The organism is Rathayibacter sp. VKM Ac-2804, from assembly GCF_009866655.1.
In the GTDB taxonomy this organism is placed as follows: Bacteria; Actinomycetota; Actinomycetes; order Actinomycetales; family Microbacteriaceae; genus Rathayibacter.
Map to the genome: position 1 here is coordinate 763,610 of NZ_CP047420.1, position 11,686 is coordinate 775,295.

Consider the following 11,686-nt stretch of genomic DNA (forward strand, 5'->3'; position numbering starts at 1 on the left):
GACCGGCGGCGTCCGCGGTGCCCGAGGCTGGCCGCGGGCGACGAGAGGAAGGAGGTGGCGGATGGGCGTCGAGGTGGGTGCGGCGGGCGTGGCGGGTGCTTCCGCGCCGTGGCCGGGTGCGGAGGCGGTGGCGCTCGCCGAGCGCATCGGGGTGCTGCGCGGGGAGGCGGCCGGCCTCCTCCCCGACGCCGGCTGGGAGGGGCCGGCGGCGCGGCGCTACGCCGACCACGCGGCCGCGCTGCTCGCCGGGCTCGCAACGGCGGAGGGAGCCGCGCAGGGACTCGCGGCGGGGGTGGGCGGATGAGGGCGTCCACGCCGGTGCGGGTCGAGACGGAGGAGCTCGACGAGCGGCGCCGGGTGCTCGAGCGGCTCGCGGCGGAGCTGGGGGAGTGCGCGGCGCTCGGAGACGGGCTCGTCCCGGCGGTGCTGGTCGCGGCGCCGGGACGGGCGGGCGAGCCGACGGTGCTGGCCGACCGGCTCCGCGCCCTCGAGGCCGACGCGGTGGCGCTCCGCGACGCGCTCGAGGAGGCGGCGGCGGGATACGAGCGGGCGGAGGAGGCCGCGGCGCCGGAGGCCTCCGCGGTTCTCGGCCCGGACGGGGCCGTCGACGTCCTCACCCGCAGGGCGGGCGAGTCTCTCGCGCGGCGGCTCCCCGGCGCGGTCGAGGACGCGGCGGTGCTGGTCCGGGCGGTCGCGGACGCCGCGTTCGGATCGGTCCCGGCGGCGGTGCGGGCCCTCGCGGGGGACGAGGGCGCCGGGGCGGACCTGGCGGAGGAGGGGGAGGACCTGGTCCGCGCGCTGCTGGGCGACCCGCTGGTGATCGAGGGGCTGCGCGGGCTGATCTCCTGGATCGGCCTCGGCACCGAGATCGGGGTGCTGCTGCTCCCGCCGCCGCTCGCCGAGGCGGTGGGGCGGCCGACGTCCGAGCAGGTGATCGGCAGCGGGGTGCAGTCGGCGGCGGGGGCGCTCGTCGTGCTCGGGACGCTGTTCGGTGTGCTGCCGGCGCCGAGGGAGCGGGAGCTCCGGCTGGAGAGGGTGGCGCCGCCGGCCGGCCCGGTCGCTGCGCCGACGGGCTGGGGCGAGCTCGCGGCGCGGATCCCGCCGAGCGATCCCGACGGCCCGCAGGTGGTGGTCGAGCGCTACGGCGAGGAGTGGCTGGTCACCGTCACCGGCACCACCGACTGGAGCACCGACCCGGAGCAGGCGTTCGGGGCCGTCTCCAACCTGCAGGTGATGGGCGGGCGGCGGGCGGCCTCGGTCGACGGCGTGCTCGCGGCGATGGCGGCGGCGGGGGTGCCGCCCGGCGCGCCCGTGACGATGGCGGCTCACTCGCAGGGCGGCATGGTCGCGCTCCGGGTGGCGCAGACCGGGCGCTACGACGTGCACGACGTGGTCACCTTCGGCAGTCCGGTGCGCGGGCTCGACCTGCCGGACGGGACCCGTTCGCTCTCGATCGAGCACTCCGACGACCTGGTGCCGGCGCTCGGCGGATTCGGCAGGACGGCGGCGGAGGAGCCGGGGGTCGTCGTGGTCCAGCGCGACTCCCCGGCGGGCACACCGCGGGACAGCCCCGTCCCCGCGCACGCCCTCGACGCCTACGTCGCCACCGGGCGCGCCCTCGATGCGGCGGCCGATCCCCGGCTCGCGGCGGCGGGGGCAGCGCTCTTCCCGCTCTGGCGAGGAGCGCCGGACGCGCGCGTCGCCGCCTGGCTGACGACCGTGCCGGTCAGTCCCGGCGGCGATCGCGAGCGAAGGGCCGCAGCAGCAGCCCGATGAACCAGTTGACGATCGCGAGCACCAGGGCGCCGAGGACGCCCCACCAGAAGCCGTCCACGACCAGGCCGAAGCCGAAGAGGCCGCTGATCCAGGCCGTCAGCAGCAGGAGCAGGCCGTTCACCAGGAAGGAGACGAGACCGAGCGTGAGCACGTACAGCGGGAAGGCCACCACGCGGACGACCCCGCCGACGACGGCGTTCACGACGCCGAAGATCACGGCGACGAGGAGGTACGTGAGCACCGCCGCGGTCGGCCCCTCCTCGTACGGATCGACGCGGACGCCCGCGACGACGAGCGTCGTCAGCCAGAGGGCGACGGCGTTGGTGACGAGGCCGAGCAGGAGTCTGCGCATGCCTCCACTCTGGCGCACCGGTGGCCGCACCGGGTGCGGTCGCGGGTGCCTGCCGCGGCGGGTCCGGCCGCCGCCGGAATACCATGGGCCGGGTGACCGACCAGCAGGAGCCACCCGTCCGCCTCCGCCCCGAGATCCTCGCTCTGCCGGCCTACCGCCAGGGCCGCGCGGCCTCCGCCGATGCGTTCAAGCTCTCCTCCAACGAGAACCCGTTCGATCCGCTGCCCTCGGTGCTCGAGCGGGTGCAGGCGATCACCGACTTCAACCGCTACCCGGACGCCGCGGCCACGGCGCTGCGGACGGCGCTCGCCGAGAGCTACGGCGTCGGGATCGACGAGGTGATCGTCGGAGCGGGGTCCGTCGCCGTCATCGCCCAGCTGATCTCGGCCGCCGCGGGGCCTTGTGACGAGGTCGTGCACGCCTGGCGCTCCTTCGAGGCGTACCCCTCCCTCATCACCACCGCCGGCGCCACCGGCGTGCGCATTCCCCTGCGCGCGGACGACACGCACGACCTCGACGCGATGGCGCAGGCGATCACGGAGCGCACCCGCCTGGTGATCGTCTGCAGCCCGAACAACCCCACCGGGACCGTCGCCACCGCGGACGACGTCGCCGCCTTCCTCGAGCAGGTGCCGGCCGACGTGCTCGTCCTGCTCGACGAGGCCTACGCCGAGTTCGTCGGCGACGAGCGCGCGGTCGACGGCGCGACCCTCCTCGGCCGCCACCCCAACCTCGTCGTCGCCCGCACCTTCTCGAAGGCCTACGGGCTCGCGGGCCTGCGCGTCGGCTACGCGATCGGACACCCGCGGATCCTCGACGCCGCCCGCTCGACCGCCATCCCCCTCTCGGTCACCCGCTTCGCGGAGACCGCGGCGGTCGCCTCGCTCGAGCACCGCGAGGAGCTGCTCGAGCGCGTGGGCCGCATCGCCCAGCTGCGCGACCACCTCTGGCAGGCGCTGCTCGACCAGGGCTGGACCATCCCGAAGTCCGAGGCGAACTTCCTCTGGTTCGACACCCGCGAGGAGACGGAGGCGGCCGCGGCCGTCTTCGAGCGGGCCGGCGTGGTCGTCCGGGCCTTCCCGCCCGAGGGCATCCGGGTGTCCGTCGGCGAGGCGAGTTCTGTCGACAAGCTCCTCACTGCGGCGGCGGAGATTGTGGGGACCCTCCCGAAGGGGCATCCCGCGAGGCGGATAGGTTAGTCGGGTGGCAGCCACCAGCGAGACGCCGACGGTCCAGTTCCTCACCGCGGACGGCCGGTTCGCGCCGACCCCCGCGGCCGAGCAGTACGCCCCCCTCCTCGACGGGATCGACGAGGCGCAGCACCGCTCCTTCTACCGCGAGATGGCGGTCGTCCGCCGGTTCGACATCGAGGCGGCGAACCTGCAGCGCCAGGGCCAGCTCGGTCTGTGGGTGCCCAGCCACGGGCAGGAGGCGGCGCAGGTCGGCTCCGCGTTCGCACTGCGCCCGCAGGACCACGTCTTCCCCTCCTACCGCGAGCACGTCGTCGCCAAGGTCCGCGGCGTCGACCTGCTCCGCGTCCTCGCGCTCCTGCGCGGTGTGACGCACGGCGGCTGGGACCCGGCCGACCCCGCCCACGGCAACTTCCACCTCTACACGCTGGTCCTCGGCTCGCAGGCGCTGCACGCGACCGGCTACGCCATGGGCCTCACCTTCGACGGCGCGACCGGCACGGGCGACCCCGAGAAGGACGCGGCGGTCATCGTCTACTTCGGCGACGGCGCCTCCAGCCAGGGTGACGTCAGCGAGGCGATGGTGTTCGCCGCGAGCTACCAGACACCCGAGGTCTTCTTCCTGCAGAACAACCACTACGCGATCTCGGTGCCCGTCGCCACGCAGTCGCGCAGCCCGCTCTACCTCCGCTCCTCCGGCTTCGGCATCCCGGGCGTGCAGATCGACGGCAACGACGTGCTCGCGAGCTACGCCGTCACCGCGAAGCACCTCGCCGACGCCCGCTCCGGCGGCGGACCCCAGTTCATCGAGGCGCTCACCTACCGCATCGGCGCGCACACCTCGAGCGACGACCCGACGAAGTACCGGACCGACGACGAGCTCGCCTCGTGGGTCGCGAAGGACCCGATCACCCGCTTCGCCGCGTACCTGCGCGGCCTCGGCGCCCCGCAGTCGTTCTTCGACGAGGTCGACGAGGAGGCGAAGGACTTCGCGACCGACATCCGCCGCCGCCTGCTCGAGCTCGAGGCGCCGCCCGTCGACGTGATGTTCGACCACGTGTACTCGGAGCCGCACCAGCCGGTGGCGGAGCAGAAGGCGTGGCTCCAGGGCTACGAGGAATCGCTGGGAGGCGACCCGCGATGACGATCGACACGAGCACCACCACCGTCCAGCCGCCGCTGAGCGCGACGCAGCTGGAGTCCATGTCGATGGCGAAGGCGCTCAACGCCGGGCTCCGCCGCGCGATGACCGAGAACGACCGCGTCCTGCTGATGGGCGAGGACATCGGCCCGCTCGGCGGCGTCTTCCGCATCACCGAGGGCCTGCACGCGGAGTTCGGGCCGAAGCGCGTCCTGGACACCCCGCTCGCCGAGTCCGGCATCGTCGGCACCGCGATCGGCCTCGCGATGCGCGGCTTCCGGCCCGTCTGCGAGATCCAGTTCGACGGCTTCATCTACCCGGCCTTCGACCAGATCACCTCGCAGCTCGCCAAGATGACCAACCGGCACGAGGGCTCGCTCACGATGCCCGTCGTCATCCGGGTGCCCTACGGCGGGCACATCGGCGCGGTCGAGCACCACCAGGAGAGCAACGAGGCCTACTTCGCGCACACCCCGGGCCTCCGCGCGGTCAGCCCGTCGACCCCGAACGACGCCTACTGGATGATCCAGGAGGCCATCGCCTCCGACGACCCGGTGATGTTCTTCGAGCCCAAGAGCCGCTACTGGCCCAAGGGCGACGTCGACCTCCGCGCCTCCGCCGCCCCCCTGCACGCGACCCGCGTCGTGCGGCAGGGCGACGAGGTCACCGTCGTGGGCTGGGGGCCGATGGTCTCCGTGCTGCTCCAGGCCGCCGAGCTCGCCGGCGAGGAGGGCACCAGCGTCGAGGTCGTCGACCTGCGCTCGATCTCGCCGATCGACTGGGAGCCGCTGCTCGCCTCGGTCCGGAAGACCGGCCGGCTCGTGGTGGCCCAGGAGGCCTCCGCGAACGTCAGCCTCGGCTCCGAGATCGCCGCGACCGTCACCGAGAAGGCGTTCTACTCGCTCGAGGCGCCGGTGCTCCGGGTCGCGGGCTTCGACACGCCCTTCCCGCCCGCCAAGGTCGAGAAGCTCTTCCTCCCCGACGTCGACCGCGTGCTCGAGGCCGTCGACCGCTCGCTCGCGTACTGACGCACCGGGGCGACCCCCCTCCGCGTTCCGACGCGCCCCCCTTCCTCACGAACGACCGGCACAGCCAGGAGTCCCGACGATGACAGAGCACTTCCTCCTCCCCGACGTCGGCGAGGGCCTCACCGAGGCCGAGATCGTCGCCTGGCGGGTCAAGGTCGGCGACGAGGTGACCGTCAACCAGGTCCTCGTCGAGATCGAGACCGCCAAGTCGCTCGTCGAGCTGCCCTCGCCGTTCAGCGGCACCGTCGTCGACGTCCTCGTCGACGAGGGCCAGACCGTCGACGTCGGCACGCCGATCATCACCGTGCAGGGCGCCGGCTCGGCCGGATCCGAGATCCCGGCGATGCCCGCGCAGCCGGCGACCACCGCGCCGCCCGCCCCCTCCACCACCGAGCCCGGCGAGGGCTCCGGCGCCGCGCTCGTCGGCTACGGCACCGCGGGCGGCCACGTCGCCACCCGCCGCCGCCGCCCGAGTGCGGGCGCCGCTCCGGAGAAGCCGGCCCGCCCGGCCGCGCCGCCGCGCCCGACCTCCGTCCCCGCCTCCTCGGCGCTGCCCGTCATCGCGAAGCCGCCGATCCGCAAGCTCGCGAAGGACCTCGACGTCGACCTCCTCGAGGTGCAGGCCACCGGCCTCGCCGGCGAGGTCACCCGCGACGACGTGATCCGCCACGCCTCGCAGGCCAGCGTCTTCCGCAACATCCAGACCCCCGCCTGGGGCGACTCCCGCGAGGACCGCATCCCCGTCCGCGGCGTCCGCAAGGCCATCGCCTCGGCGATGTCGCGCAGCGCCTTCACCGCGCCGCACGTCAGCGTCTTCGTCGACGTCGACGCGACCCGCACGATGGAGTTCGTCAAGCGCCTCAAGAACTCGCCCGACTTCGCCGGCGTGAAGGTCTCGCCGCTGCTGATCATGGCCAAGGCCATCATCTGGGCGGTGCGGAGGAACCCCACCGTCAACTCCGCCTGGACCGACACCGACATCCTGGTCCGCCACTACGTGAACCTCGGCATCGCCGCGGCCACCCCGCGCGGCCTGCTCGTCCCGAACGTCAAGGACGCCCAGTCGATGAGCCTCCTCGAGCTCGCCCAGGCCCTCGAGAAGCTCACCCTCGACGCCCGCGACGGCAAGACCTCCGCCGCCGACATGCAGAACGGCACCATCACCATCACCAACATCGGCGTGTTCGGCATGGACACCGGCACCCCGATCCTCAACCCCGGCGAGGTCGCGATCATCGCCCTCGGCACGATCAAGCAGAAGCCGTGGGTCGTCGACGGCGAGGTCCGCCCCCGCTTCGTCACCACCGTCGGCGGCTCCTTCGACCACCGCGTCGTCGACGGCGACGTCGTCAGCCGCTTCGTCGCCGACGTCGCGAGCGTGCTGGAGGAGCCTGCGCTGTTGCTCGATTAGAGCGGATTCCTCCTTCGTCGTCATCCGCTCCGCGGTCGGCTGGGGAGGGCGGTCGCGTTCCATGGAGCGTCCTGCGTACCGGTACGACGAATCGCTCGCACGCGATTCGCCGGTTACCTCGGCCTTGCGCGGGGAGTGGCGGGCTCGGACTTGTGGGCTCCGCTTCGCGGTCGCGGGCCTCGCGGGGAGGACCACCCCGTCGGTCGTGTCCCAGCGGAGCGGCATCCCTGCATGCTGGTCGAGTAGCCGCGCAGCGGCGTATCGAGACCCACGTGCTCCGTGCGGGCGGATCTCGATACGCGCCCTGCGGGCGCTACTCGATCAGCATGTCGGGGGCGTGCTCGCGACAGCAGGCTCCGCTGCGCGGTCGTGCTCCTCTCCGGCGCCACCGCAGGGCGGGGAAGAGGCCGACGTCCTTGGGGTGGCGGGTCTCGATACGCCCCTGCGGGGCTACTTGACCAGCATGCAGGCGGGCGTCTCTTCCCAGTAGATCCGCGTGGGCAGGGGACGGCGGTCGCATGCCGACGTCGTGCGGGCGCCGGTCAGCGCGGGGTCGGGTCGAAGGAGTGCAGGGCGAGGGCGGCGGACAGGAGGGTGCTCGCGGCGGCGCCGCGGACGCTGGTGCCCTGGGAGTCGAGGGGCGGGCTGATGACGGCGGCGCCGAGGCGGCCGGGGGCGGAGAGGACGAGGGCGCCGGAGACGCTCGACTTGGCGGGGACGCCGACGGCGCGCATCCAGCGGCCGGAGCCGTCGTAGACGCCGCAGGTCGCCATCACGGAGACGACGTCGCGGGCGACGCGGGCGGGCACGACGCGCTCGCCGGTCATGGGGTTCACCCCGCCGAGGGCGAGGGTCGCGCCCATCACCGCGAGGGCCTCCGCGTCGACGAGGACGGCGCAGGCGCGGGCGTAGGCGGCGACCGCGTCGTCGGCACCGAGCTTCAGCGTCCCCTCCGCGCGCATCAGGTGCGCGAGGGCGTGGTTGCGGTCGCCGAGCAGGTGCTCGTTCGAGGCGACGCTCTCGTCGACGTCGAGCGGGCGGCCGGCGAAGGCCGAGAGGCCGCGGAGGATGCGGGCGCTCCGTCCGCTCGCGTCGCCGCCGTCGACGAGAGCGGCGGTCAGCAGGGCGCCGGCGTTGACCATCGGGTTCGGCGGGCGTCCGGTGCCGCTCTCGAGCTTCAGTGCGTCGAAGGCCTCGCCGGTCGGCTCGATGCCGACGCGGTCGAGCGCGTCGCCGTCGGTGTCGAGGAGCGCGAGCGCGAAGAGGAACGGCTTCACCGCCGACTGGATGCTGAACGGCACGTCGGCCTGCGCGCTGGAGCGCACGGTGCCGTCCGGCAGCGCGAGCGCGATCCCGCACAGCTCCGGATCGGCCGCCGCGAGCTCCGGGATGCTGTCGTCCACCTCCCCGCCGCGTTCCTCCAGAACGCGCCCCCGCAGCTCGTCGAGGTCGTAGTCCTGAGGAGAAGCCATCCCTCCACCCTGCCACCCCCGCCTGACCCCTCCGCGAGATGCCACTTGTGAGCGCGACACGCCGAGGGAAGCGTGCACAAGTGGCATCTCGCAGAAGGGGGAGGGGCGCGCGGGTCAGCCGAGGATGCGGCGGACGGCCTCGCGGACGACGGCGTCGTCGGCGGGCTCCTCGTCGAGGGCGCGGTGGATGGTGAGGCCCTCCATCAGCGCGTCGAGCATGCGGGCGGTCGTCGGGTCGACGTGGCGCTCGAGGGCGGCGCGGGAGCGGGCCATCCAGCTGTGCGTGATGCTGCGGTACTCGGGGCGCCGGGCGGCGAGCGTGTAGAGCTCGTGGGTGATCACGAGCTCGCGGCGGCTGCCGAAGATGTCGTGCAGGACCACGTCGACGACGGCCTCGCGCGCCTCGTCGGGGGTGCGCGCCTCGGTCATCCGCCGCAGGGTCTGCTCGGCGACGGAGTCGGCGAAGCGGGTGAAGGCCTCGTGCAGCAGCTCGTCCATCCCGGCGAAGTGGTAGCTCATCGAGCCCAGCGGCACGTCGGCGGCGGCGGCCACCCGGCGGTGGGAGGTGCCGGCGACGCCCTCCTCCGCGATCACGTCGAGGCAGGCGTCGATGATGCGGTCGCGGCGGTGCGGGTCGGTGCGGCGCGCGGCTCGCGCGGCGGGAGCGCTCACTCCACGCTCCGGATCACGCGGGCCGGGTTGCCCACCGCGACGACGCCGGCCGGGATGTCGCGGGTGACCACGGCGCCCGCGCCGATCACGCTGTCGTCGCCGATGCTCACGCCGGGGCAGACGATCACGCCGCCGCCGAGCCAGACGTTGTCGCCGATGGTGATCGGCCGTGCGGCCTCGAGCTTGTCGCGGCGCGGACCGGGCTCGACCGGGTGGGTCGGCGTCAGCAGCTGCACGTTCGGGCCGATCTGGCAGTCGGCGCCGATCGTGATCGCCGCGACGTCGAGCGCGGTGAGGTGGTAGTTGACGAAGGTGCGCGGGCCGATCGTGATGTTCTCGCCGTAGTCGACGAACAGCGGCGGCTTCACGAACGCGTCCTCGCCGAGTGAGCCGAGCAGCTCCTCGAGCAGCGGGCGCGCAGCCGTCTCGTCGGCGATCGCGGCGCGGTGGTAGGCGTCGGCGAGCCGCACCGCGCGCTGGGCGAGCCGGATGCTCTCGGGGTCGTCGGCGATGTAGAGGTCTCCGGCGAGCATCCGCTCGCGGTTGCTGCGGTCGTCGCCGGCGACGTGGTCGACGGCGAGGCGGTCCTCGGCGACGTGGTCCTCGGCGACGTGATCGGTGCTCTCCATGCGGACGATCGTACACACCGCGTGTACGGTCGTACGCATGTCCACCGCACTCGCGCCGCCGTCCTCCGAGTCGCGCCGCGCCCGCACCGCCGTCGCCGCGCTCTTCCTCACCAACGGCGCGCTCTTCGCCAACCTCGTGCCGCGCTTCCCCGAGATCAAGGCCGACCTGGCCCTCGACAACGCGGCGTACGGAGTCTCGATCGCCGCGTTCCCCGCCGGCGCGATCGCCGCCGGGCTCGCCGCCGCCGTCGTGATCCGCCGCCTCGGCAGCGGCCGGGCCGCCGTGCTGGGCACGATCCTCACGGCGATCGGGACGGTGCTCGCCGGATTCTCGCCGTCGCTGCTGGTGTTCGCCGGTGCGCTCGCCTTCGCGGGCGCGACCGACGCGATCACCGACGTGGCGCAGAACACCCACGGCCTGCGGGTGCAGCGCCGCTACGGCCGCTCGATCATCAACTCCTTCCACGCGATCTGGTCGATCGGCGCGGTCCTGGGCGGCTCGATGGCGGCCGGGGCGATCGCGCTCGGCCTGCCCCGCGCGGTGCACCTGAGCATCTCGGGGGTGCTCTTCGCGGCCGTCGCGCTGACCGCGCTGCGCTTCCTCCTGCCCGGGCGCGACGACGAGACGGCCGTGGAGCCGGGAGCCGCTCCGACGGCGGTGCGGCCGCGGGTCCGACCGCGGGTGGTGCTGCTGCTCGCAGCCCTGGTCGCGGTGGCGATCGCGGGCACCCTCGTCGAGGACGCGGCGTCGACCTGGGCCGCCGTCTACCTGGGCGGCTCGCTCGGGGCGACCGCTGCGGTGGCGGCCTACGGGTTCGTCGCACTGGTCGGCGCGCAGTTCGTCGGGCGGATCCTCGGCGACCGGCTGGTCGACCGCTTCGGCCAGCGCGCGGTGGTGCGGGTCGGCGGACTGATCGCGGCGCTCGGGATGGGCGCGGCGCTGGCGTTCCCGTCCGTTCCCGGCACGATCGCCGGCTTCGCGGCCGCCGGCCTCGGGCTCGCGACCACGGTCCCCGCGGCGATGCACGAGGCCGACGAGATCCGGGGGCTGCGCGCGGGCACCGGAGTGACGATCGTCTCCTGGCTGATGCGGCTCGGCTTCCTGCTCTCGCCGCCGATCGTCGGGCTCGTGGCCGACGGCGCGGGGCTGCGCGTCGGGCTGCTCGTGGTGCCGATCGCCGGAGTCGTGGCGGTGCTGCTCGCGGGGGTCCTCGGTCGCCGGCGCACGGCGGGAGCCGCGTCGTGACCGGGCTCGAGGGAGTGCGCGGGCTCGAGGCGGTGCTCTGGGACATGGACGGCACGATCGTCGACTCGGAGCCCGCGTGGGTGCGAGCGCAGGAGGTGCTCGCCGCGCGCTGCGGTCGCGCGTGGACGCACGCCGATGCGCTGGCGCTGATCGGGAGCACGATGGAGCAGACGGTGCGGGCGCTGCAGGCCGCCGGGGTCGAGCTCCCGGCCGCCGAGGTGGAGGCGGCGCTCGAGCGCGACGTCCTCGCGGAGATGCGGCGCGGACTGGTCTGGCGGCCGGGCGCGCGGGAGCTGCTGCGCGACGTGCACCGGGCGGGCGTGCGGCAGGCGATCGTGACCACGTCGTCGCGCGTGATGGCGCAGGTGGTGGTCGACGCGCTCGCGGCGGAGGTGCCGCTCGCGGTGCTCGTCACCGGCGACGACGTGAGGCGGGGCAAGCCGGATCCGGAGCCGTACCTGCTGGCCGCCGCGACGCTCGGCGTCGACATCGCGCGGTGCGTCGCGATCGAGGACTCGCCGACGGGGCTCGCGGCGGCGGTCGCCTCTGGGGCGTGCGCGGTGGGAGTGCCGCACGACGCGGAGTTCGCGCCCGGCGCGGACCGCACGCTGTGGCCGACGCTCGCCGGGCGCGGCGTCGCGGACCTCGAGGCGCTGCTGCGCTGAGGTGCTCGCGGTGGGGGGATCTCGATACGCCCGCTGCGCGGGCTGCTCGATCAGCAGGAGAGGCAGTGCCTCCTCCATGCTGGTCGAGTAGCGGGCCGCAGGTC

General features: G+C 74.2%; 12 protein-coding genes. 8 read left to right on the forward strand and 4 right to left on the reverse strand.

Annotated elements, in window-relative coordinates; translation table 11 throughout:
• Positions 1-61 precede the first annotated feature (61 nt).
• Together GTU73_RS03430 and GTU73_RS03435 are read left to right on the forward strand one after the other, a co-directional pair.
• Positions 62-304: a hypothetical protein gene (locus GTU73_RS03430; RefSeq protein ID WP_167306034.1), complete on the forward strand. Its 243-nt coding sequence runs from the start codon at positions 62-64 to the stop codon at positions 302-304.
• Complete coding sequence (locus GTU73_RS03435; protein WP_160087005.1) at positions 301-1,776, forward strand: hypothetical protein; 1,476 nt, start codon at positions 301-303, stop codon at positions 1,774-1,776. Before GTU73_RS03430 ends, GTU73_RS03435 begins: the two co-directional genes overlap by 4 nt.
• On the opposite strand, the gene GTU73_RS03440 is transcribed toward GTU73_RS03435, so the two are convergent.
• Entirely contained in the window at positions 1,727-2,128 is a 402-nt protein-coding gene (locus GTU73_RS03440) for a phage holin family protein (protein WP_160087007.1), read from the reverse strand. The two genes, GTU73_RS03435 and GTU73_RS03440, sit on opposite strands and share 50 nt — an antisense overlap.
• Before the next feature lie 92 nt (positions 2,129-2,220).
• Between GTU73_RS03440 and hisC the strand changes: the two genes are divergently transcribed.
• The 4 genes from hisC (at position 2,221) to GTU73_RS03460 (ending at position 6,898) form a co-directional block, all read left to right on the forward strand.
• Entirely contained in the window at positions 2,221-3,327 is a 1,107-nt protein-coding gene (gene hisC / locus GTU73_RS03445) for a histidinol-phosphate transaminase (protein WP_244231758.1), read from the forward strand.
• A 4-nt stretch (positions 3,328-3,331) separates the two neighbouring features.
• Positions 3,332-4,462 (forward strand): thiamine pyrophosphate-dependent dehydrogenase E1 component subunit alpha, encoded by a 1,131-nt coding sequence (locus GTU73_RS03450; protein ID WP_160087011.1) that lies wholly within the window; start codon positions 3,332-3,334, stop codon positions 4,460-4,462.
• Positions 4,459-5,487 (forward strand): alpha-ketoacid dehydrogenase subunit beta, encoded by a 1,029-nt coding sequence (locus GTU73_RS03455; protein ID WP_160087013.1) that lies wholly within the window; start codon positions 4,459-4,461, stop codon positions 5,485-5,487. The genes GTU73_RS03450 and GTU73_RS03455 overlap by 4 nt, the downstream gene beginning before the upstream one ends.
• Positions 5,488-5,566: 79 nt before the next feature.
• Positions 5,567-6,898 (forward strand): dihydrolipoamide acetyltransferase family protein, encoded by a 1,332-nt coding sequence (locus tag GTU73_RS03460; protein ID WP_160087015.1) that lies wholly within the window; start codon positions 5,567-5,569, stop codon positions 6,896-6,898.
• A gap of 542 nt (positions 6,899-7,440) precedes the next feature.
• Here GTU73_RS03460 and glsA read toward each other — a convergent pair.
• The 3 genes from glsA to GTU73_RS03475 form a co-directional block, all read right to left on the reverse strand.
• Positions 7,441-8,370, reverse strand: coding sequence for a glutaminase A (gene glsA, locus GTU73_RS03465; protein WP_160087017.1), 930 nt, complete (start codon positions 8,368-8,370; stop codon positions 7,441-7,443).
• 114 nt (positions 8,371-8,484) lie between these two features.
• Positions 8,485-9,042, reverse strand: a complete 558-nt coding sequence (locus GTU73_RS03470) for a TetR family transcriptional regulator (protein ID WP_160087019.1) — start codon at positions 9,040-9,042, stop codon at positions 8,485-8,487.
• Entirely contained in the window at positions 9,039-9,671 is a 633-nt protein-coding gene (locus tag GTU73_RS03475; protein ID WP_160087021.1) for a sugar O-acetyltransferase, read from the reverse strand. The genes GTU73_RS03470 and GTU73_RS03475 overlap by 4 nt, the downstream gene beginning before the upstream one ends.
• Positions 9,672-9,708: 37 nt before the next feature.
• Here GTU73_RS03475 and GTU73_RS03480 point away from each other — a divergent pair, with 37 nt between their 5' ends.
• Entirely contained in the window at positions 9,709-10,917 is a 1,209-nt protein-coding gene (locus GTU73_RS03480; protein ID WP_160087023.1) for an MFS transporter, read from the forward strand.
• On the forward strand, positions 10,914-11,582 hold the full coding sequence (locus GTU73_RS03485; protein WP_244231759.1) for an HAD family phosphatase: 669 nt from the start codon (positions 10,914-10,916) through the stop codon (positions 11,580-11,582). Before GTU73_RS03480 ends, GTU73_RS03485 begins: the two co-directional genes overlap by 4 nt.
• The last annotated feature ends 104 nt before the right edge of the window (positions 11,583-11,686 follow it).

What these genes read in the sequence shown, in the direction of transcription:
- GTU73_RS03430 (WP_167306034.1), top strand. Translation starts at nt 62, where the DNA reads ATGGGCGTCGAGGTGGGTGCGGCGGGCGTGGCGGGTGCTTCCGCGCCG.
- GTU73_RS03435 (WP_160087005.1), top strand. Translation starts at nt 301, where the DNA reads ATGAGGGCGTCCACGCCGGTGCGGGTCGAGACGGAGGAGCTCGACGAG.
- GTU73_RS03440 (WP_160087007.1), bottom strand. Translation starts at nt 2,128, where the DNA reads ATGCGCAGACTCCTGCTCGGCCTCGTCACCAACGCCGTCGCCCTCTGG.
- GTU73_RS03455 (WP_160087013.1), top strand. Translation starts at nt 4,459, where the DNA reads ATGACGATCGACACGAGCACCACCACCGTCCAGCCGCCGCTGAGCGCG.
- GTU73_RS03460 (WP_160087015.1), top strand. Translation starts at nt 5,567, where the DNA reads ATGACAGAGCACTTCCTCCTCCCCGACGTCGGCGAGGGCCTCACCGAG.
- glsA (WP_160087017.1), bottom strand. Translation starts at nt 8,370, where the DNA reads ATGGCTTCTCCTCAGGACTACGACCTCGACGAGCTGCGGGGGCGCGTT.
- GTU73_RS03475 (WP_160087021.1), bottom strand. Translation starts at nt 9,671, where the DNA reads ATGGAGAGCACCGATCACGTCGCCGAGGACCACGTCGCCGAGGACCGC.
- GTU73_RS03480 (WP_160087023.1), top strand. Translation starts at nt 9,709, where the DNA reads ATGTCCACCGCACTCGCGCCGCCGTCCTCCGAGTCGCGCCGCGCCCGC.